This is a genomic window from Aquimarina discodermiae (assembly GCF_040786235.1).
Taxonomy (GTDB): Bacteria; Bacteroidota; Bacteroidia; order Flavobacteriales; family Flavobacteriaceae; genus Aquimarina.
The window spans coordinates 1-23,075 of the sequence record NZ_JBFMKP010000032.1 but is presented as its reverse complement, the minus strand read 5'-3'; the positions used below and the strand labels follow the sequence as shown (position 1 = coordinate 23,075).

Annotated in this window: 18 protein-coding genes; 12 read left to right on the top strand and 6 right to left on the bottom strand. The window is 34.0% G+C overall.

Translation table 11 applies throughout. The features are described from left to right. Nucleotides 1–174 precede the first annotated feature (174 nt). The 9 genes from ABW636_RS18570 (at nucleotide 175) to ABW636_RS18530 (ending at nucleotide 11,852) form a co-directional block, all read left to right on the top strand. Nucleotides 175–1,332: a homogentisate 1,2-dioxygenase gene (locus ABW636_RS18570; protein WP_367591573.1), complete on the top strand. Its 1,158-nt coding sequence runs from the start codon at nucleotides 175–177 to the stop codon at nucleotides 1,330–1,332. A 171-nt stretch (nucleotides 1,333–1,503) separates the two neighbouring features. After that, nucleotides 1,504–2,643, top strand: coding sequence for a 4-hydroxyphenylpyruvate dioxygenase (gene hppD, locus ABW636_RS18565; protein ID WP_367591572.1), 1,140 nt, complete (start codon nucleotides 1,504–1,506; stop codon nucleotides 2,641–2,643). 389 nt (nucleotides 2,644–3,032) lie between these two features. Then, nucleotides 3,033–3,812, top strand: a complete 780-nt coding sequence (locus tag ABW636_RS18560; RefSeq protein ID WP_367591571.1) for a DUF3108 domain-containing protein — start codon at nucleotides 3,033–3,035, stop codon at nucleotides 3,810–3,812. Further along, entirely contained in the window at nucleotides 3,812–4,777 is a 966-nt protein-coding gene (locus ABW636_RS18555; RefSeq protein WP_367591570.1) for a tryptophan 2,3-dioxygenase family protein, read from the top strand. The genes ABW636_RS18560 and ABW636_RS18555 overlap by 1 nt, the downstream gene beginning before the upstream one ends. An 11-nt stretch (nucleotides 4,778–4,788) precedes the next feature. Beyond that, nucleotides 4,789–6,042 (top strand): peptidoglycan DD-metalloendopeptidase family protein, encoded by a 1,254-nt coding sequence (locus ABW636_RS18550; protein ID WP_367591569.1) that lies wholly within the window; start codon nucleotides 4,789–4,791, stop codon nucleotides 6,040–6,042. Between the two features lie 3 nt (nucleotides 6,043–6,045). Beyond that, complete coding sequence (gene pgi, locus ABW636_RS18545) at nucleotides 6,046–7,683, top strand: glucose-6-phosphate isomerase (RefSeq protein ID WP_367591568.1); 1,638 nt, start codon at nucleotides 6,046–6,048, stop codon at nucleotides 7,681–7,683. A 562-nt stretch (nucleotides 7,684–8,245) separates the two neighbouring features. Further along, complete coding sequence (locus ABW636_RS18540) at nucleotides 8,246–10,882, top strand: TonB-dependent receptor (protein WP_367591567.1); 2,637 nt, start codon at nucleotides 8,246–8,248, stop codon at nucleotides 10,880–10,882. Nucleotides 10,883–10,986: 104 nt separating this feature from the next. Beyond that, nucleotides 10,987–11,427: a hypothetical protein gene (locus ABW636_RS18535; protein ID WP_367591566.1), complete on the top strand. Its 441-nt coding sequence runs from the start codon at nucleotides 10,987–10,989 to the stop codon at nucleotides 11,425–11,427. Between the two features lie 140 nt (nucleotides 11,428–11,567). Continuing rightward, nucleotides 11,568–11,852, top strand: a complete 285-nt coding sequence (locus ABW636_RS18530) for a glycosyltransferase (protein WP_367591565.1) — start codon at nucleotides 11,568–11,570, stop codon at nucleotides 11,850–11,852. A 283-nt stretch (nucleotides 11,853–12,135) separates the two neighbouring features. Here ABW636_RS18530 and ABW636_RS18525 read toward each other — a convergent pair whose 3' ends face one another. Next, complete coding sequence (locus tag ABW636_RS18525; protein WP_367591564.1) at nucleotides 12,136–12,558, bottom strand: secondary thiamine-phosphate synthase enzyme YjbQ; 423 nt, start codon at nucleotides 12,556–12,558, stop codon at nucleotides 12,136–12,138. 125 nt (nucleotides 12,559–12,683) lie between these two features. Here ABW636_RS18525 and ABW636_RS18520 point away from each other — a divergent pair, with 125 nt between their 5' ends. After that, nucleotides 12,684–13,505, top strand: a complete 822-nt coding sequence (locus tag ABW636_RS18520) for an HAD family hydrolase (RefSeq protein ID WP_367591563.1) — start codon at nucleotides 12,684–12,686, stop codon at nucleotides 13,503–13,505. 162 nt (nucleotides 13,506–13,667) lie between these two features. On the opposite strand, the gene ABW636_RS18515 is transcribed toward ABW636_RS18520, so the two are convergent. Together ABW636_RS18515 and lepA are read right to left on the bottom strand one after the other, a co-directional pair. Further along, nucleotides 13,668–14,147 carry a nucleoside deaminase gene (locus tag ABW636_RS18515; protein ID WP_367591562.1) on the bottom strand — a complete coding sequence of 160 codons (480 nt, stop codon included), beginning with the start codon at nucleotides 14,145–14,147 and terminating at the stop codon, nucleotides 13,668–13,670. A 33-nt stretch (nucleotides 14,148–14,180) separates the two neighbouring features. Then, nucleotides 14,181–15,977: a translation elongation factor 4 gene (lepA, locus tag ABW636_RS18510; RefSeq protein ID WP_367591561.1), complete on the bottom strand. Its 1,797-nt coding sequence runs from the start codon at nucleotides 15,975–15,977 to the stop codon at nucleotides 14,181–14,183. A 268-nt stretch (nucleotides 15,978–16,245) separates the two neighbouring features. Between lepA and dusB the strand changes: the two genes are divergently transcribed. After that, nucleotides 16,246–17,238, top strand: coding sequence for a tRNA dihydrouridine synthase DusB (gene dusB / locus ABW636_RS18505; RefSeq protein ID WP_367591606.1), 993 nt, complete (start codon nucleotides 16,246–16,248; stop codon nucleotides 17,236–17,238). A 121-nt stretch (nucleotides 17,239–17,359) separates the two neighbouring features. Continuing rightward, nucleotides 17,360–20,614, top strand: coding sequence for a CHAT domain-containing protein (locus ABW636_RS18500; RefSeq protein ID WP_367591560.1), 3,255 nt, complete (start codon nucleotides 17,360–17,362; stop codon nucleotides 20,612–20,614). 69 nt (nucleotides 20,615–20,683) lie between these two features. Here ABW636_RS18500 and ABW636_RS18495 read toward each other — a convergent pair whose 3' ends face one another. From ABW636_RS18495 to rbfA, 3 genes are all read right to left on the bottom strand, one after another. Continuing rightward, nucleotides 20,684–20,866: a hypothetical protein gene (locus ABW636_RS18495; RefSeq protein ID WP_367591559.1), complete on the bottom strand. Its 183-nt coding sequence runs from the start codon at nucleotides 20,864–20,866 to the stop codon at nucleotides 20,684–20,686. A gap of 95 nt (nucleotides 20,867–20,961) precedes the next feature. After that, complete coding sequence (locus tag ABW636_RS18490; RefSeq protein ID WP_367591558.1) at nucleotides 20,962–22,164, bottom strand: ABC transporter permease; 1,203 nt, start codon at nucleotides 22,162–22,164, stop codon at nucleotides 20,962–20,964. 87 nt (nucleotides 22,165–22,251) lie between these two features. Further along, complete coding sequence (gene rbfA / locus ABW636_RS18485) at nucleotides 22,252–22,644, bottom strand: 30S ribosome-binding factor RbfA (protein ID WP_367591557.1); 393 nt, start codon at nucleotides 22,642–22,644, stop codon at nucleotides 22,252–22,254. Nucleotides 22,645–23,075: the final 431 nt, after the last annotated feature.

Sequence of the window (23,075 nt, the reverse complement as noted above, 5' to 3'; positions counted from 1 at the left end):
ATATGACGTTTCTTATAAAAGAAATATTTACGATATTTGTAATGTTATGAAATTGTTTTGGAAGGATTTATTACTATTGCTGCACTACCTTATCAAGCGCAATCCTGAATAGGGAAGATATACTTTTACAATCTATTTTAGAAAAAGTAATTATCACCTTAAATTTAAAACATCATGCCTTTTTATCATTCTTTAGGAACCATACCTCCCAAGAGACATACTATTTTTAGAAAACCTGACGGGACACTATATTATGAGCAATTATTTGGAACCATTGGGTTTGACGGAATGTCTACCAATTTGTACCATTGCCATAGGCCTACACAGGTTAAAGAAATTAAAGGAAGCTATAGTGTAGCTCCTCAAATCGCTATCAAAAACAATATTAAGTCGTATCGACTGCACGGTTTCAAAATTAAACCAGAAAATGATTATTTACAAAGTAGAAAAAATGTACTTACCAATAGTGATGTAAGTATTATTTTATCAGCTCCAAAAGAATCAACCAAAGAGTATTTCTATAAGAATACAGATGCAGACGAGTTAATTTTTATTCATAGAGGTAGCGGTAAGTTTCGTAGTCATTTAGGAAATCTCGATTTCAAATACGGGGATTACATTCTTATTCCCAGAGGTACCATTTATAAGCTTGATTTTGATACTACCGACAATCGTTTGTTTATTGTAGAATCCAGGCGTCCAATTTATACCCCCAAAAGATATCGCAATTGGTTTGGACAATTATTAGAACATTCTCCCTTTTGTGAACGAGATCTTAGAGCACCATATGAAATAGAAACTAATGATGAGAAAGGAGATTTTTTGATCAAGGTGAAAAAGCAGGATGAGATTTTTGATATGGTTTATGCAACACATCCTTTTGATGTGGTTGGGTATGATGGATTTAATTTTCCGTATGCATTTTCGATACACGACTTCGAGCCTATAACAGGTAGAATACATCAACCCCCACCAGTTCATCAAACATTCGAAACAGATGCTTTTGTGGTGTGTTCTTTTGTACCCAGGTTATATGATTATCATCCCGAAAGTATTCCGGCTCCTTACAATCATAGCAATATTGATAGCGATGAAGTACTTTACTATGTTGATGGTGATTTTATGAGTAGAAATGATATAGATGCAGGTCATATATCTTTGCATCCTGCGGGAATACCCCATGGCCCTCATCCTGGTGCTGTAGAGCGTAGTATAGGTGAAACCAAAACAGACGAATTGGCTGTTATGGTCGATACTTTTAAACCACTAATGGTTACAGAAGAGGCAATGAGTATAGCAGATGAAGATTATCATAAATCCTGGTTAGAATAAACCAAAATGCTATGTTGAATTATAGAAAAGATATTACAGCACACCTAAGGGCGATGTGGTAAATAAAGTTGATGGTATCAATAGAATAATACCCAGTCATTGTAATATTAAAACGTTTTGTATAAACGTAACATTTTTTTCATTATCTAATTTACTTTAATTAAGAATATTATGTCATCACATATAACACCGCAAAATTTAGAAAAAGTTGTTCCAGAAGCAGAAGATTTTCTACCTCTTTTAGGAACAGATTATGTAGAACTTTATGTAGGTAATGCCAAGCAAGCAGCGTATTATTATCAAACTGCCTGGGGATTTCAGCCAATTGCCTATGCAGGATTAGAGACAGGGCGAAAAGATCGTGTTTCTTATGTAATGCAACAAGATAAAATTAGATTGGTGCTTACTTCACCCCTACAACCCGACGGTAGTATTAACACACATATAAATGCTCATGGCGATGGTGTAAAGGCAGTAGCATTATGGGTAGATGATGCGACCAAAAGTTATGAAGAAACCGTAAAAAGAGGCGCAAAACCTTATATGAAGCCTACTGTAGAGAAAGACGAACATGGTACTGTTGTTTTTTCGGGGATACATACCTATGGAGAAACAGTTCATATTTTTGTAGAACGTAAAAACTACAACGGTTCATTTTTACCTGGATATAAAGCGTATGATAAACCATACACAACAAAAGAAGCCGGCTTAAAATACATTGATCATATGGTGGGTAATGTAGGTTGGAATGAAATGAATAAATGGTGCGAATTTTATGCAAAAGTGATGGGGTTTGCACAACTAGTCTCATTTGATGATAAAGATATTTCTACAGAATATACTGCTTTGATGAGTAAAGTAATGAGTAACGGTAATGGACGTATAAAATTTCCGATAAATGAACCGGCAGAAGGAAGAAAAAAATCTCAGATAGAAGAATATATAGATTTTTATAATGGTGCAGGTGTTCAGCATATGGCATTGGCAACAGATAATATTATCGAAACTGTGTCAACACTTCAGAATAGAGGTGTCGAGTTTTTGACAGTACCGGCAAGTTATTATGAAACCGTATTAGATCGTGTAGGAGAAATTGATGAAGATCTTGCCCCTTTGAAAGAGCTAGGAATTCTAATCGATAGAGATGACGAAGGGTATTTATTGCAAATTTTTACAAAACCAGTACTGGATCGACCCACATTATTCTTTGAGATTATTCAGCGTAAAGGAGCTCAATCTTTTGGGAAAGGTAATTTTAAGGCATTATTCGAAGCAATCGAAAGAGAACAAGAAGAAAGAGGTACTTTGTAGATAATGATATCATTTGTGGAATTTTTCTAGTAAAACCAGAATATCAAATTTTCAGAAAAATGCATTTTTTTATAGTAACACTATAAACATTTGTTAAATTCCATAATAAAAAAACGTTTTCGATTGATAATTATTCAAAAAAAGTTCATTTTTGCAAATACAAGTGGAGTGGTTACCACTTATACTTAAAAACAATAATTATTCTCATAATTTAAGTTTTTAGTTGGTTAATAAAAGTAAAAAGAGAGCTGTGGTGGCTCTCTTTTTTGTTTGGTTTTTTGGAATTTGGTAACATAATTCATTTTTGTCACTACACATTATGTAGTATTTTTGGAATGGATATTGTAATTATACCTAACATCAATCAAATATTAGCAATACCACATACTATGAAAAAACATCTTTTAATATTATTTTTAGTAGTTAGTGCAGTTACCGTTTCTGCTCAGCAAAACCATAAAGCATTCGATTCTGGAGAGTGGTTTAGGTTTAGGATTCATTATGGTCTTTTTACAGCAAGTTATGCTACCTTAGAGATTAAAGACGAAAAATTAAATGGTATGCCTGTGCATCATGTGGTGGGAACAGGAAAATCTTCAGGGTTTTTAAGCTTGTTTTTTAAAGTAGAAGATTATTATGAAACATATATGGATAAAAATAAGGTAAAACCTTATCGATTTATTCGCAAAATTAATGAAGGGGGGCATACCAAGGATATAGAGATTAATTTTGATTACCAAAAAGAAGAGGCTTTAGTTTTTGATAAAAAACACAATACCAAAAGTACATTCCCTATCAAGTCTGATATACAAGATTTGATGTCATCATTTTATTATTTGCGTAACAACATAAAAACTAGTTCTTTAAAAAGTGGAGATGAGCAATTTGTGAATATGTTTTTTGATAACGAAAACTATCGTTTTAAGTTAAAATTCTTAGGAAGAGAGGTTCTTAAAACAAAAATGGGTAAAATTGCATGTTTAAAGTTTAGGCCTTATGTTCAGGCAGATAGAATTTTTAAAGAAGAAGAAAGTATGACGGTTTGGGTAAGCGATGATGATAACCGAATGCCGGTAAGAATACAGGCAGATATACTAGTAGGTTCTATAAAGGCAGACTTGGATGCTTTTAAAGGATTGAAACACCCATTTAAAATTATAATAGATTAATGAATGAACCTATACAACCAGAGATTGCAGAAAAAATAAAGCAACTAGAAAAAAAATTTAGGAATTCTGGTCAGGATCTGGGATCTTACCTAGATGGCCTACTTCATGATAAGTATCTTACCTATTGGGATTATATTCATTTGGATACCCTATTGAGTTTGCAAATACCTCGAACACATTTTCCTGACGAGGAAATTTTTATTACTTACCATCAAATTACAGAGCTTTATTTTAAGTTAATAATACACGAATTAAAGCAAATAATCGACGATAAATTGCAAATAGCAGAGTTCTTTACTGCTAAAATAGAACGTGTTAATCGATACTTTAGAGTGTTGATTAATTCTTTTGATGTAATGATAAAAGGAATGGATAAGGAGCAATTCTTAAAATATAGAATGTCTTTACTTCCTGCTAGCGGTTTTCAATCTGTTCAGTTTAGGTTGATCGAGATTTATTCGACACCCTTGGCACATCTTGTAAATACAAAAGAAAGAGATCGGTTTACAGAAAAAGCACCACTAGAAGAAGTGTTTGAGTATTTGTACTGGAAATCTGGAGCCACTGATCAACATACAGGAGAAAAAACCTTAACGTTAAAACAGTTTGAGTATCGATATACCCCAAGAATGATGCGTATAGCGCATCAGGTAAAAGAAAGTACCATATTTCATAAATATCAGGAATTGCCAGAAAAAGAGCGAAATAATGCGCACCTTATCAAAGCATTACGTACTTTTGATGTAAATGTCAATATTAATTGGTTGTTAATGCATATGGGTGCCGCTTATAGGTACCTTAATAGGGAAAAAGGAGCCGTATTAGCTACAGGAGGTACGAATTGGAAAAGTTTTTTACCGCCTAGTTTTCAGAAAATCCACTTTTTTCCTGATCTTTGGAGCGAAGAGGAAAAAGAAAATTGGGGTAAACAATGGGTTGCTCATCAGTTTAATACAGAAAAATAAATAGTCATCAGTTGAAACAATTAGGTTATTTACTACTTATAGGTGTAGTATTATTTTCATGTAAAAAAGAAAAACAAGAGGCAAAAATTGTTGTTCCGGAAACATTAGTAGAAAAAAAGGAACCTCCTGTTATTAAAGAATTTGGGTTTAACCTCAATGATTTTAATGTTGTTAGGGATACCATAAAGGCTGGAGATAGCTTTGGAGCAATCATGGATACACATGGTGTAGATGGGGCTAAGGTATTTGAGATAACCAACGTTATTAAAGATACATTTAATGTAGCAAAAATTAGAGCAGGAAAGCCTTATATGTTACTAAAATCTAAAGACACAACAGAGAAAGCACAGGTATTTGTATATCAGAATAATAAAATAGACTATACCGTTGTTGATTTTAGAGACAGTATTATAGCTCAAAAAAGAAAAAAACCAGTAACCATTGTAGAAAAAATAGCATCAGGTACAATAGAGAGTAGTCTTTTGCAAACTTTTGATGATTTGGATTTAAATTTTTTGGTAGCGTATAATATGGCTGATATTTATGCCTGGACAATCGATTTCACCAGACTGCAAGCAGGAGATCGATTTAAAGTGGTATATACAGAAAAGTTTATAGAAGATTCTATTCCTGTAGGTATAGATCAAATAAAAGCCGCTTATTTTGAGCATCGTGATAAATCGTTATATGCTTTTAGGTTTAAAGATGATACCATTAATAATACTTCTGGATATTTTGATGAGAAAGCAGAGAATTTGCGTAGAGCATTTTTAAAAGCACCTGTAAAATTTAGTAGGATTTCTTCTCGGTATAACTTAAAGAGAAGGATAAAGTTTTATGGTAATCGTATAAGACCTCATAGAGGAACCGATTTTGCAGCACCAACCGGTACACCTATTTTAGCTACTTCTGATGGGATTGTAACAAAATCAGAACGTAAAGGTGGTAACGGAAAATATGTAAAAATAAGACATAATGCTACCTATGAGACACAATACCTACATATGAGTAGACAAGCCGTAAAAGTAGGTCAGTTTGTAAAACAAGGTGATGTTATCGGGTATATAGGAATGACAGGTAATACCAGTGGACCTCATGTGTGTTATAGATTCTGGAAAAATGGTAAACAAGTAGATCCTCTTCGCGAAGAACTCCCTACTGCTCAACCCTTAACAGAAGAATTGCGCCCTGCCTATTTTAAAGCTATAGAGCCACTAAGATCCCAACTCGATAGCATACAATTTAAACCACAAGAAATTTTGTAGCCGATGTCATTACCAACTGTTGATCCGACAACTACAAAAGCCTGGAAAAAGCTACAAACTCATTATGATGTTATAAAAAATACACACTTAAAAGATCTTTTTAAGGAACAGTCTGATAGAGCAAATGCTTTTTCAATAGCCTATAAATATTTTTATGTAGATTACTCTAAAAATAGAATAAATGCTACGACAAGAGCTCTTTTATTAGCGTTAGCAAGAGAAGTTAAGTTAGATGTAGCCATAGAATCATATTTTTCTGGGAGTAAGATCAATAAAACAGAACAAAGAGCAGTATTACACACAGCATTAAGGGCTAAATCTAACCAGAGCTTAAAACTGGATGGAAACGATATTGTTCCAGTAATTGAGCTAGTTAAAAAAAGCATAAAAAGGTTTAGTGATCAAATTATTTCAGGCGAATTAAAAGGGTATTCTGGTAAGAATTTTACCGATGTGGTCAATATTGGGATAGGAGGGTCTGATCTGGGGCCCTTTATGATTACAGAAGCACTGGAATATTATAGAAACCATCTTAAACTGCATTATATTTCTAATGTAGAGGGAGATCATGTGCATCAAAAATTAAAAACATTAAATCCAGAAACAACCCTTTTTATCGTTGTTTCTAAAACGTTTACCACCCAAGAGACATTATCTAATGCCACTACTGTAAAAAAATGGTTGGTCGAGAAAGCTTCTGTAGAAGCCACTGCAAAACATTTTGTTGCAGTATCTGGTAATACAACCAAAGCAGTTAATTTCGGAATTGAAGAAGACAAGGTGTTTCCATTATGGGGTTGGGTAGGAGGACGTTTTTCATTATGGAGTGCAGTAGGATTATCCATAAGTTTGGCAGTAGGATATGATAATTTTGAAGCCTTACTTGAAGGAGCAGGAGAAATGGATGATCATTTTAAGAATGCACCTTTTGAAGAAAATATACCTGTTTTACTTGGTATGATAAGTATTTGGTATGCAAATTTTTTTAAATCTGAAACCGAAGCTATTGTGCCGTATTCACAATACTTACATAGATTGCCTGCTTATTTACAACAGGCAATTATGGAAAGTAACGGAAAGAATGTAGATAGAAATGGTAATAAGGTTGCATACCAAACAGGAACTATTATTTGGGGAGCACCAGGTACTAATGCGCAGCATGCTTTTTTTCAACTACTTCATCAGGGAACAAAATTGATTCCGGTAGAGTTTATTGGGTATAAAAAATCATTGTTCAAAGATCAGGAACACCAAGATATACTGATGGCAAATTTCTTTGCACAAACGGAAGCCTTAATGAATGGAAAAACCAGAGCAGAAGTTAAGGAAGAATTACAACGTCGATCTATTTCAGAAGAAAAACAAGAACAATTAATACCCTATAAGGTTTTTGAGGGAAATAGGCCAAGCACAACCCTTTTGATCGATAAATTAACTCCAAAAAGCCTTGGGGCATTAATTGCGATGTACGAGCATCGTATTTTTGTACAAGGAGTAGTTTGGAACATTTATAGCTATGACCAATGGGGAGTAGAATTAGGGAAACAATTGGCGTCAAATATTCTTTCAGAAATTAAGGAAAACAAGATAAACAGTCACGATGCATCAACTCATGCGTTGTTAACTCAATATCTCAAATAATTACCATCCTTTACTGCTTCTAATCCTTTTTATTAACCTGAGTTCGATTAATATCAAGTATTCCATAAAAAGCGTCGATTCGAGTGGTTTTTCGTAATAAAATGGAGAAAAATTGTATCGAGAATAGCTTTTTAGTACTGAAATGCTTGTTTTCGATACAAAATTCTTAACAGAATTTTACTCAAACTGACGCATTTCAGATTAATCGAACTCAGTTTATTAGTCAATATTTTTTTAAATATAGCGTGCGACTTTTTTTCAAAACCCATGTTGCAACAAAAAATATCTTTTCAGAAAATATTTGGTAACCTTAGATTTACATAAATATTTAACATTTTGATAATCAGTATATTGCTAAATATTTATACCTTACGGATATCCCATAACTTCAAGAAAACTTAACATTAGGATAAACTATGCACGCATAAAGATTTGTTCTTTTGCCAAGATTATCGTTTTGCTGAATGTAATTATTCTAATTATTTGAAAGTCAATAATATATTTTTTTAGGGTAATTACATGAAGCGTTAAAAAGCAATTAAAAAACACTTAAAACACATTCATGAAAAAAATTACACTTTTACTTGTTGTAATCCTTTTAGCATTTGTTGGGGAGACATATGCACAAGGGGTAGTAACGGGAACCATATTTGATGCAGAGTCAAATGCACCGTTACCAGGAGCAAACGTTATTGAAGTTAGAACTTCTAACGGAACTACTTCGGATTTTGATGGTAAATTTTCTCTAAAAGTTAACAGCCCTACAGGGACGATTAACATTTCTTATGTTGGTTTTGAATCTCAAAACATTGCTTATGATGTTACTAATGGTGATCAAGATTTAGGGACTATTAGTTTAGGTCTTGACAATTCTCTAGAAGAGATTATTATTGTTGGTACAGGAATTATCGATTTAGCCGATGATAGAAAAACTCCTATTGCAGTATCGACAATTACGGCAAACGAAATTAGAGAAAAAGCAGTGGGTAATGTAGAATTACCAGAAATCATCAAGAATACACCATCTGTATTCGTGTCTAATCAAACTGGTTTTGGTGACGGAGCACTTTATGTAAGAGGTTTTGATGATACCAATACTGCGATTCTACTTAATGGTCAGCCAATTAACTCACAAGAAGATGGTAGAGTATTTTGGTCAAACTGGGCTGGACTTGCAGATATTGCCAACGCAGTACAAGTACAAAGAGGTTTAGGTTCTTCTAAACTAGCGATCTCATCTGTTGGGGGTACTGTAAACGTTGTAATGAAAGCTGCTGACAGAAATAAAGGAGGTTTTGCAAGATTTTTAGGAGGTAATGATAGTTATTTTAAAGGAACCGTTGCTTATGATACAGGTATGAATGAAAACGGTTGGGCGTTTTCTGTATTATTAGATTACTGGAAAGGTCATAGAAAGTGGGCAGAAGGTACTTATGGTCAAGGTCAAACATACTTTTTCTCTGCAGGATACAAGCCAAATGAAGAGCATTCATTCAACTTCCTAATCACAGGAGCACCACAATTTCATGCACAAAGATGGTCTCAGCCATTAAACAGACTAGAAGCAAATCCTAGATACAATCAACATTGGGGGTTTTCTGAAAGCCTTGATGCAAACGGTAACTTTTATACCGAAAAGCAGGATACCGAAAGAGGTAACTATTATCACAAACCTGTTACTAACTTAAACTGGGACTGGAAAATCTCTGAAGCATCAACACTTTCTTCTGTATTGTATGCTTCATGGGGTCGTGGAGGTTCTGTAGGGCCAAGAGGAGCTAGCTCATTAAGAGTAACAGATCCAGATGGAGATGGACCGCTTAGAGGACAGATAGATTTTTATGGGATTGATCAACGAAATCTTGCTGATGCAAATGGTATCGGAAATGAAAATGGAGATGAAACATATGTTAGAAGAAATTCTGTAAATAACCACCAATGGTATGGTTTAATCTCTAACTTTAATACCGAATTATCTGAAAAACTATCTTGGAATGTCGGAGTAGATTTTAGATTATATCGCGGAGATCACTTTAGACAAATAACAGACTTTCATGGGTTAACAGGTTGGGCCAATGACCGCCCAGATGGTAAAGTAGTTACAGAATCTTTTAAGTCAAATCCATGGTCTGCTTTATTTAATTTTGCAGATGAAGGTGAGCGTATCGATTATGACTATTCAGAAAATATTAATTACCAAGGCCTTTTCTCTCAATTAGAATTTGCAGATGATAAGTTTACCGCATTCTTTCAAGGAGCAGTTTCTAATCAATCTTATGTAAGAGATGGTAGATTTTTTGATGTAGGAAAATCTGATGCTATTAATAAAATTGGTTATAACGTAAAAGGAGGAATTGGATATACCATAGAAAATATGCATACGTTGTATGCAAATGCTGGTTACTACTCTAGACAACCTTTTTTAGATAACGTTTTTCAGAGTATCAGACGTTCAAACGAATTGGTAGAACCAGAAGTAGATAATGAAGATATCCTTGGAGTTGAATTAGGATACCGTATCAAAGCAGGTAGATTTAGAACAAACTTTAATGCATATTATACAAACTGGGATAATCGAGTAATCCTTTCAGATGGTTCTATAGATCTTAATGCTGTACCAACTCCTGATAATACCGATGATGATACCAACGTAAATATTTTTGATAGAGGAGTTCAGCAAATACACACTGGTGCCGAATTAGAGTTTGAATATCGAGCAAACGATTGGGTGAATCTTAAGGGGTACATTTCTGGTGCATCATGGAGATTTAACGGAGAAGTAGATAGAGATACTTATAATGATGATACTAATGAGTTAATATCTTCGCAGTCAGGGGTTGATTTATCTGGCGTAAAAGTAACTACGGCTCCACAATTCACAGCTGGTTTGGGTACAAAAGTTAATGTTTTTGAAGGAATGTCTATTGATGCAAACATCAATTATTATGCAGAGCATTACCTTAATGAGATTGATTTTGATGACTCGAATTTACAGACAACCAATGTTGGAAAAATCAAACCTTTCTCGCTTACCGATGTTGGGTTAACATATGATTTTAAATTAGATAATAGTAAACTTACCTTTAGAGGTAATGTATACAATGTGTTTGATGAGGTAAGATTACAGCAAACGGACGTTTTTGGTTATATATTTACTAACGGAGTTACCTTTAATGGTTCTGTAACGTATAAATTCTAATTTAGAATATATATAATTTACAAACCCTCTTTGTTGGATCATCTAACAAAGAGGGTTTTTTCATACATAATTTTTTTACCTTTGGATAAATTAAACACATCATTATGTACCAAGCTATACAAATTGTTCATTCTTATTGGGCTTATCTCGTTCTTCTGGTAGTTACTCTGGCAACTATCAATGCCCTTGCAGGTTTTTTTACAAAAAGAGAATACGCTCCCAAAGATTTTAGGATCTCTTTATTTGGATTGATCGTTACGCATATTCAGTTATTGATAGGGATTGTTATTTTCTTTGTGTCTCCTTTGGTAGTTTGGTTTTCGGGTACCCATAAAGTAGGAGAGATTATGAAAGATGCTACCTTACGTTTGTACAATGTAGAGCATCCTATGATGATGATTTTAATGGTTGTTTTTATTACCATGGGGTATTCTAAGCATAAAAAGAAACTGACTTCTACTCCCAAGTTTAAAGTATTGGCCATTTTCTATACGTTAGCATGGTTATTTATGCTATCTAGAATTCCGTGGGCAAACTGGTTCTAGAGTTTAGTAGATAGTAAAGAAACTTTTTTATCGTTAGATGACTGCTATTTGTCTATATAAACGTTCTACTTATCTTTATTAAAAGATTAGAGTAGGCAATTCATACTACTTTTGAAACATAAATCTTAAAGAAACCCGTAATGAAAACTGGAATTATAATACCTTGTCACAACGAAGAAAACAGATTGGATATCACAGCTTATCTAGGTTTTTTAAAAAAAGGAAGTGATGTTCATTTGTGTTTTGTAAACGATAGTAGTAGTGACAATACAGCTATTATGTTAAAAGACATACAATCATATGATCCTTATAAAGTAAGTGTTCTTGAAACAGAAAGTAATCTAGGGAAAGCGGGAGCGATACGAACAGGAGCCAAATATTTAAATGAGAGAGCAGATATTAAGCATATAGAGTTGATGATTTAAGAAATAGGTTTTATAAAACCGCTTGAATAACATCACTTTAAAACAAACTTTTTAGAACATACTATATACTATCAAGAGCAATTGTACATAACATACAGTTGCTTTTTGCTTTATTTGATAAGATACGTTTGCGAATAAAAATTTCGCATATAATCACATTCTTTTTCTACTATATTTTCTTCATAAAATTAAACAATAGCTAAGGCTATTCTTTAATTTGATTCATCAATCTAGCGAAAAATAGTTGCAATTATTTATACGAAATTCTCATCCGAAAATCGTATTAGTTACCAAAAGCAGTTAGTACCAGTTTTCTTGAGCCGCCATAATCTCTGTGTTCGCATAAATAAATGCCTTGCCAGGTGCCTAAATTTAGAGTCCCTTTGGTAATAGGTATGGTAACCGATGTTCCCATTAACGAAGCTTTGATATGTGCCGGCATATCATCTGGCCCCTCGTAGGTATGGATGTAGTAAGGAGCATTTTCGGGAACAAGAATGTTCATGTGACTTTCAAAATCTTGACGTACCGTTGGATCTGCATTTTCGTTGATAGTAAGACTGGCAGAAGTATGCTTTATAAACACCTGTAACTGCCCAATATCAATAGTTTTTAGTTCATGAAATTCTGATACGATGATATCAGTAATTAAATGAAAACCTCTAGGGTATGGAGATAATTGAATTTCTTTTTGAAAAAAGACCATAGGATACACTTACTTAAAAGAAACGAATCTATAATAAGCCAACAATTTAATGCAAATTTTACGATTAAAAGAGGTTGATCTGTGATAAGTCTAATATCTTTATAGGTGTTAACTAATACTATAGAATGGATTTATCAAAAATTAAAATGGTAGCTACAGATATGGATGGAACGCTACTTAATAACCAAGGGAAAGTAAGTCGTCTTTTTTTTGAACTTTTTGAAGAGTTACAAAATCTAGGAATCATTTTTGTTGCTGCTAGCGGCCGACAATATTATAGTATTATCGATAAATTAAAACCTATCAAAGATGATATTTATGTAATTGCAGAAAATGGAGCACTTACCATGAAAAGAGGCGAAGAGCTTTTGGTTACAGAGATTTGTCGTGATACGTATTTGGAGTTAATATCAATTACCAAAAAACTAGAGGGGTCTCAAGTGATACTTAGTGGTAGAAAACAAGGGTATATAGAAAATTATGGACAGGATTTTGAAACCATGTTTAGTGAGTTTTGTGATCGATATGAAATTGTAGAAAATCTGTCAGAGGTTACCAATGATCAGTATCTTAAAATAGCAATTTGTAATCAAAAAGGAGCAGAAAAGTACTTGTACCCTGCTTTAAAACACTTAGAGGATCGTCTAAAAGTAAAAGTATCTGGAGAAATCTGGTTGGATTTATCACATAACAATGCTAACAAAGGGTATGCGTTACAAAAGCTTCAAGAACGCTATAATATATTGCCAGAAGAAACAATGGTATTTGGTGATTATAATAATGACCTGGAAATGATGGGTAAAGCTACTTATAGTTTTGCGATGCAAAATGCACACCCCAATGTAAAAGCCATTGCAAACTATACCACAAAAACTAATGATGAAAATGGGGTAGAATATATGCTCAAAAAAATGATAGCAGCAAAAAAGACAATTCTTAAGAATTAGTTATACCAGTTCTTAAATAATTTTACCGTTGACTGAATTGAATTGTTTTTGATTCAGGTGAGAAAGAAAATTTATGGATAGCAGGGCTATCGATATATTTTATTTTGAAATATGGAGCAAAAAGAAACAATTTTAGTAGGTAATATCATTTGAGAAATGGTATTAGTATTCGGTTCTGTCCATTTTTTTACTCCATTCGTTAAAAACTTCGACAGCTTCATTTCGCATTAGTCCTTCAAAACTAATATGGCGGTTGTCGATAGTTTTGTCGAGTTCGTCATATATAAACTGATCATCAAACTGAATAGCAGCTGCATCTTCTTTGGTACAGCCATAAAATACTTTTTTAGGTCTTGCCCAATAAATAGCACCCAAACACATAGGGCAAGGCTCGCAAGAGGTATAAATAGTACAATCCTCTAGCTGAAACGTTTCTAGTTTTTTACAGGCTTCTCGAATAGCTACCATTTCTGCATGTGCCGTAGGATCGTTAGAAGAGGTAACACGGTTACATCCTTCTGCAATTATTTGATCATCCTTTACCACCACAGCTCCAAAAGGGCCTCCAATATTGGCGTTCATTCCTTCTTGAGCAACTGCTATGGCTCGTCCCATAAAATATTTATCTCTTTCGGTGATCATAGCGCTGTAAAATGAGGTGTTTTGATCTAATCTCTAATCATTAAGCTTTAATACCGCCATAAATGCTTCTTGCGGAATTTCTACATTTCCTACCTGTCGCATACGCTTTTTACCTTTTTTCTGCTTTTCTAACAGCTTACGCTTACGAGAGATATCACCCCCATAACATTTGGCAGTTACATCTTTTCGAAGTGCTTTTACGGTTTCACGTGCTATAAACTTTGCTCCGATTGCCGCTTGTATAGGAATATCAAACTGTTGTCTAGGGATTAATTCTTTCAGCTTCTCACAGATCTTTTTACCAATATCATAAGCGTTATCCTTATGTAATAATGCAGATAGTGCATCTACAATATTTCCGTTCAATAAAATATCTACTTTTACCAATTTAGAAGCACGCATACCTATTGGGGCATAATCAAAAGATGCATATCCTTTAGAAACTGTTTTTAAGCGATCATAAAAATCAAAAACAATCTCTGCCAATGGCATGTCAAAACTAAGCTCTACTCGTTCTGTGGTCAAATACGTTTGATTGGTAATTTCACCACGTTTTTCTATACATAAAGACATTACAGATCCAACAAAATCAGATTTAGTAATGATTGTAGCTTTAATAAACGGTTCTTCGACCCTGTTCATAGAAGAAGGGTCCGGGAGATCAGATGGATTGTTAACAATAATGATATCATCGGGTTCCTTATTTGTGAACGCGTGATAGGATACGTTAGGAACCGTAGTAATTACAGTCATATTAAACTCACGTTCTAATCGCTCCTGGATGATCTCCATATGTAGCATTCCTAAGAACCCACATCTAAAACCAAAACCTAGTGCTGCCGAGCTTTCTGGGATAAATACTAGCGAGGCATCATTAAGTTGTAATTTTTCCATAGAATTACGTAACTCTTCATAATCTTCTGTGTCTACGGGATAAATCCCTGCAAATACCATTGGTTTTACATCCTCAAAACCTTCAATAGCGTTTTCTGTAGGAGTTTTTGCGTCGGTAATCGTATCACCAACTTTTACCTCTCGAGCATCTTTAATACCTGTGATTAAATATCCTACATCCCCTGTCTTGATTTCTTTTTTTGGAACCTGATTTAATTTTAAAGTACCAACTTCATCTGCAAAGTAATTCTTTCCGGTAGCGACAAACTTAATTTGTTGCCCTTTTTTGATCTCACCATCAACCACTCTAAAATAGGTTTCTACTCCTCTAAAAGGGTTGTATACCGAGTCAAAAATAAGGGCTTGTAGAGGTGCTTCTGGGTTTCCTTCTGGAGCTGGAATACGATCTATGATTGCAGTAAGAATTTCTTCGATACCAATGCCCGTTTTTGCACTTGCCGGGATTACTTCTTCAGCATCACACCCTAGCAAATCAACAATATCATCTGTTACCTCTTCTGGATTTGCACTTGGTAAATCTACTTTGTTAAGTACCGGGATAATTTCCAGGTCGTTCTCTAACGCTAGGTATAGGTTAGAGATGGTTTGTGCCTGTATACTTTGTGCAGCATCAACAATTAGTAGTGCACCTTCACATGCAGCAATAGATCGAGAAACTTCATAAGAAAAATCTACGTGACCAGGAGTATCAATAAGATTTAGGATATATTCTTCCCCTTCATGGGTATATTCCATCTGTATTGCATGACTTTTAATAGTAATACCACGTTCCCGCTCTAGGTCCATACTATCCAGTAGTTGTGCTTGTGCTTCTCTGGCGGTTACCGATCCTGTAAAATCCAATAAGCGATCAGCAAGTGTACTTTTACCGTGATCAATATGTGCAATAATGCAAAAATTTCTAATGTTCTTCATTCGTTCTTTTCGATTAAGCTTTTTGGCGTGACCCACAAGGGGTCGGGCTTTCCGTTTCAATTCCTCGCACTTCCTATGTCAGGCTGCGGGATTTTCTCTGCACTCCCTCACGCAAATTTCAGGCTGCTAATGACTTGCAAATATAAGCGATTTTGGAAGCTTTATACTATCTGTACGCGTATTTTTATGGTATGATGACTTTGTAAATTATGGGCAGAAGTCTCAAGGTCCTTTATAATTTGTATTTTTGCCAAAAAAAGTAAGTACCGTGGCCAAAATAGGAGACATAGATGTAGGAGAATTTCCGTTGCTATTAGCACCGATGGAAGATGTAAGTGATCCACCATTTCGTGCCTTGTGTAAAGAGCAAGGAGCAGATGTGGTATATACAGAGTTTATATCCAGCGAGGGATTGATTCGTGATGCAGCAAAGAGTGTCATGAAGTTGGATATTTATGAAAAAGAACGCCCGGTGGGGATTCAGATTTTTGGAGCCAACCTCGATTCGATGTTGAGGTCGGTAGAGATTGTAGAAGCCTCTGGACCCGATATCATCGATATTAATTTTGGATGCCCGGTAAAAAAAGTGGTCAGTAAAGGAGCTGGAGCAGGAATCCTAAAAGATATTGATCTCATGGTAAAGCTTACCAAAGCTATGGTAGAGCATACCAAACTACCTGTTACTGTAAAAACACGTTTAGGTTGGGATCATGATTCTATAAAAATTGTAGAGGTAGCAGAACGAATACAAGATGCAGGAGCCAAAGCCATTTCTATTCATGGTCGTACACGAGCACAGATGTATAAGGGCAATGCCGATTGGAGACCCATTGCCGAGGTAAAAAATAATCCCAGAATGCATATCCCTGTGTTTGGTAATGGCGATGTAGACACGCCAGAACGTGCTATGCAAATGAGAGACGAATATGGTCTAGACGGTGCTATGATTGGTCGTGCCAGTATTGGATATCCCTGGTTTTTTAAAGAAGTAAAACATTTTTTCGAAACCGGAGAACACTTACCACCACCAACGATAGAGGAACGTGTAATCGCCGCACGTAGACACCTACAAATGTCTATCGATTGGAAAGGCGAAAAATTGGGTGTTTTCGAGACTCGTAGGCATTATACCAATTATTTTAAAGGGATTCCGCATTTTAAAGAATACCGTACCAAAATGGTGACCAGTGATCATCCCGAGGATGTATTTGCTGCTTTTGATGAGGTACAGGAGAAATTTGCAGGATTTCAGTTTGTGTAGACAATCTTGATTTCTTTTTTCTGATTTGATGCTAATTCTATATTTAGGATTATAGTACTGTATTTGTTTAGGAGTACAATATTTTTATTTTCTTTGTTATTCACTCTGAATCATACCTCTTATGAAAAAAAGACCATCCATTTTTTTTCTTCCTTTTATTTATGCCTTATTTTTTTTGATGCCATTTTGTATTTCTGCTCAAGTAGCAAAAGATACACTACTGGCATCGCAATATTTTAAGAAAGCGGATTCGTTATTAACAGATAAGAAATTTGAGAGTTCTATAGCACTTTTTAAAAAAGTCATACCTATTTATAAAAATGCTGGAACATGGGAAAGGGTTGCAGCCTGTTATAACGGTATCTCAGAAAACCAGTGGCGTAATAGAGAATATGAGAAATCCTTAAAAAATGCTCAAAAAGCGTTAAAGATTAATGCTGATTATGTCAAAAAAGACACACCAGAAACAGCTAAGGCATATGCAAATATAGGAGAGTATTATGAAAAAAAGAATAATCTAGTGAAAGCCCAAATTAATTATGAAAAAGCATTAGACATTAGATTAAAAATATGTTCTATAAATGATTTTATTTTAGCGACATCATATAACAAAACAGGTATAATTTATGCTAGGAAAAGAGATTATAAAAAAGCTCTGGAACATTTTAAACATGCATTATCTATTTCTATGAATACTTTAGGTCTTAACCATGAAAAAACAGCTAGTTTTCATAATAATATTGGGATAGTATATGAATCAATGGATAAGTATGACCTGGCAATTGCATATTATAGAAAAAGTGTAGAAATTAAAATCAAAATATTTGGTGAAAACCATAAAAGCCTTTCTACAAATTATGTGAACATTGGCTCTTTGTTTTCGAAAATACTTCAAGCGGAAAAAGCTTTGGATTATTATGAAAAAGCTTTAGTTATTAGTAAATTAAATAAAAATGCTTTTCATACATCTGTTGCATATGAAGGTATGGGTGGTATATATAAGCAATTTGGAGCATTTGACAATGCCTTAAAATATTATATGGAGAGTTTAGCTATAAAAGAGAAAGTATTAGATCAAAATCACCCTTTAATTGCAAATGTATATAATAATATCGGGAATACTTACAAAGACAAAGAAGTTTATGAAAAAGCTTTAGAATATCATAAAATTGGAATTGCAAAATTATGTAAAACACTGGGAGAAAGTAATCCTGATTTAATCGGGCATTATCATAACATTGGAATTGTTTATCATAAAACAAAAGATTACAATACGGCACTAAGTTATTATAAAAAGGGATTAGATATAATTTTAAAAACGTATGGGGAAAACCATTCAAATACAGCACACTCATACAACAATCTTGGCAAAACATATGAAGAATTGCAAGAGTATTCTATGGCATTAGAGTATTATTTAAAATCTCAATATATATATATAAATGTTTTTGGAGAAAACAACCTTAAAATATCTACAGCATATAATTATACAGCTTTGGCTTATATGAAAAATAAGGAATATAAAAATGCTTTGGAAAATTATCAAAATGCAATTCAAGCTAATACAAATAAATATAACCAAACCTCTAAATTCGACATTTTTTTGGATTTTAGGATTGCTTTAATAAGCTTAGAAGGAAAAGCAAGTACTTTAAAGGCATTATATAAAGAAAATAATAATATAAAGAATATAGAAAACGCTAGTAATATTTATAAAAATGTTGATGTTTTAATAAAACAAATACGAAAGACTTATACTAATTATCAAGATAAAGTCTTATTTGCCAAAAAGGCTAGAGAAATATATCTAGGAGCTATAGAAACACAATTGTTGCTTGGAAACCTTAAAAAAGATAAAAAATATATAGAAGAAGCCTTCTATTATGCAGAAAAAAGTAAATCCAATACCTTAAAAGAACTATTAAATGATGCTAACGCAAAAGACTTTACGGGGTTACCAAGCAATGTAGTAGAGTTAGAAAAAGAATTAAAAATAAAGAAAGCTTTTTATCAATCGCAGATCAATACAGAACTTTCTAGTAAAAGTAAAGATTCAACTAAACTTACAAATTATGAAAGTAAATTGTTCGATATCGTTAGACAACAAGATTCTTTAACTACTATTCTAGAGAAAAACCACCCCAAATATCATCAACTTAAATATAAAGATGAGCTCATCACGGTATCAGAAATTCAACAACAATTGGATGATAAAACAACAGTATTAGAATTTTTTACCACAGATAGTATTAGTTATGCATTTACAATTTCAAAAAATGATATCAATGTTCATGAATTGTCTACCCCAAAACTTACAGGACATATCGAGGCATTTCGTAAAGGTGTAATTTCACAAAATATCAAAACCTATACACAAAAAGCACATGCTTTATATCAAAGCTTAATAGTGCCAGTCAAAAAGAATATCATTGGGGATAAGCTTATTATTATACCCGATAATTCGTTATGGCATCTTAATTTTGAGTTGTTACTAACTCAAAAACCCGATTCAGATAATTTTGCTACCATGCCGTATATGCTTAGGGAGTATGCGATCACCTATGCCAATTCTGCTAATCTTTTGTTTTCAAAGTTTAAACCTAAAGAAGTTACCGATACATTAAAAGAATGTCTGGCATTTTCATTTTCTGATAGTACATATACTAATACCAGTGCAACCCGTTTTGCTACCTTAAGAGGTACTGGAGATGATTTACCTGGTACACGAGAAGAGATCAGAGCCATTTCTAATATTATCGACGGACAATATTATTACGGATCGCAGGCAATAGAAGCTAATTTTAAGAAAAACGCCGGTCAATATAACATCCTACATCTCGCATTACATGGTGAAGTAGATAATGAACGGCCCGAGAACTCTAAACTGTATTTTACAAAAAGTAACGATACTCTAGAAGATAACCTGTTGTATAGTCATGAGTTGTTTGCGTTGGATATCCCTGCCGAGTTAACTGTACTTAGTGCCTGTAATACAGGAACTGGTAAAATAGCCAAAGGAGAGGGGATAATGAGTTTGGGTAATGCTTTTCAGTATGCAGGAACCAAAAGTTTGTTATTAACAAGTTGGGAGGCGTCAGATAAAACCACGCCGGTATTAATGAAGAATTTTTATACCAACCTAAAAGAGGGGATGAACAAAGGAGAAGCGTTACAGCAAGCTAAACTACAATATTTGCAAACCGCCAATTTTAATGAAGCCAATCCTTTTTATTGGGGAGGGTTTTATCTTTTGGGAGATAGCACTCCTATGCATTTTGATACGAACACACCTTGGTATTGGGTCGTTGGGTTTTTGTCGTTGATACTTATTGTGGGCTTAGTTTTTATAAGAAAAAGAAAAAAGAAGAGCGTATAAATTGCCTTGTTTACACATAATAATTATGAGCTACCTTTTGAAAGTAACTCATAGCTATTACTTATACTTTTAGTTCGGCACACAGATACCCAGAGATCCGATATAACGTCTGCATGACCAGTCTCCTGGTCCATCCCATGGTCCCATACAATCTCTACGAGTGCTGCAATATCTAATACCGCGTCCTCCGTTGATATTACTTTGTTCTGTTTTACTTAATGTTTTTCCTAAAGAGCTAATGCTTTTTTTCATGATATAAATAATTTAAATTGGTGTATTAAAAATACCTAAAAGCATCAGAAAAGTAGTTTCTGATCATTTTTTTTAACAAGAGTTTAGAATTGGTATTAGGTTACAAGTTTATGGTTAATCCTACTAGAAGCTAATAAAGAAGCTACAAACCCAATAATTGTAATGGTAAAAAATACCACCACAAAACTCATAGGGGTGATACGTGTGGGATAGGGTAAAGAAGGGGTAATCATCAACAATCCATATTGTTGTTGTAATGCGATAATAACAAACCCAATAAATAATCCTAATAAGGTACCCAGAACGGTCATTAGAGACCCCTGAAGCAAAAATATTTTTCTTATTCCGGACAAAGAAGCCCCTACATTGTATAATGTTTTTAGATTGCCCTTTTTATCAATAATCATCATGATAATCGCCCCAGCCACATTAAACAAGGCAATAATGGCAATGAGTGTTAATACCAGATAAGATACCAGGTTTTCGGTATTAAGCATCTTGTATAAAGTGTCATTAAGCTGAATCCTATTTTTTATTACGACATCGTCTTTAAAAATAAATTGTAATCCTTCGATCACGACTTCTTCAGTAGCTCCTGGGGCTAACTTAAGCTCGATATGGGTTACTTTATCCTCGGGCAATTCTAATAGTTTTCTGGTCAGTCCAACGGTACCAAAAATATATTTCTGATCCAATTCTTCGTTCACACTATAAATACCCGTATTGACTACTTTTTCTGATCTAAATGCTTTTGTAGGATCATTAGGAATGCCTTTGCCTGGTTTAGGTACATAAATACTTAGCAGATTGGTATAGGCTTGTTCTACTCCCATGCTTAACTCTCTACTAATCCCACTACCGGCGATTACCTGAAAATCATTGTCTTTAAGCCATTCACCAAGAGCCATAATACTATCGGTGTGGATAACTTTGTGGTAATTGGGGTCTACTCCTTTAATATAGGCTGTTTTTTGTTTGTCTCTAAACTCTAAAAACACACGTTCTTCGATGATTTCAGAAAAATTAGCGACTCCCTCAAGTTGTGTAAGCTTTTCTTTTTGGGTTTGGGTAAATGTAAATGTTTTTCCGCTGGTCGGGAATAGCTTTAGGTCAGGATCAAAATAATTAGAAAACTGAAGGCTAAAATCTTTAAGTCCTGCAAAACCCGAAAGCACAATAAATAAAGACATGGCACCTATAACCACTCCTGCTGCTGCAATTCCTGTAATGATATTGATGGCATTACTACTTCCCGGAGAAAATAAATATCGCTTGGCGATGTACAATGAAAAATTCAAATCGTTTACAGGATCTTTATATAAGAATCGACACTTTAATTATGCACTAAAGATAAGAGAAATGAAATTGTCTCACCAACCAAGTAATTACTTCTTTTTACGGCGTTCTAATAAATCTGGGTTTTGTATAGGGTTTTCTTCTCCTTTTACAGCTTTTTCTATAGTCGAAATATATTCTAAAGAGTCATCTATATAATAGGATAACTCAGGCATACGGCGTAACTGATTTTTGGTACGTTGTGCTACCTGGTGTTTAATTTGTGATTTTACCGCATTTACCTCTTTCAATACCTTGTCTCCCTCTTGATGCGGAAAAACACTCATATATACCTTTGCAATCGAAAGATCTGTTGTAACACTTACCTTGGTTACAGAAACCAAAATTCCTTGTATCCCTGCTTCACGTAATGCAAGTTGTATCACATCTGCGATATCGCGCTGTAATACTCCTGCAATTTTTTTCTGTCTATTTGTTTCCATGGTGCAAAAATACATGAACTGGATTAAACTTTTTTGATTCATGCAAAAAATGATGATTTTTTAGTGAATTGAGGTGCTTTTTGCACCTCATAGCGGTGTTACGAAGTAAAAAAGAAGATGAAAACTGAGTGAAAAGACATTTTTATAGCGAATAGAAAAAAGTTTACACGATATTCTAGATTAAAATTTTTAAATTCTTACTGCTCATTAAACTCTTTTAATCCAGATTATGAAGTTTAATTCTCAAGATCTTTCTTCAAAATGACGTAACTCTTTTTTCATAGAATGCCGCTTGATCTTGCTTTTAGAGCAGTGCAATTTCATTTAAAACCCTAAGATTTTTTCTCTGTATTTAGTATTCAACAATGCTTTGAGTCGTTTTTTGTTTTTACTTTTCTTGAAGGTTTGTTCTTGATTTAGAATAGTTAATA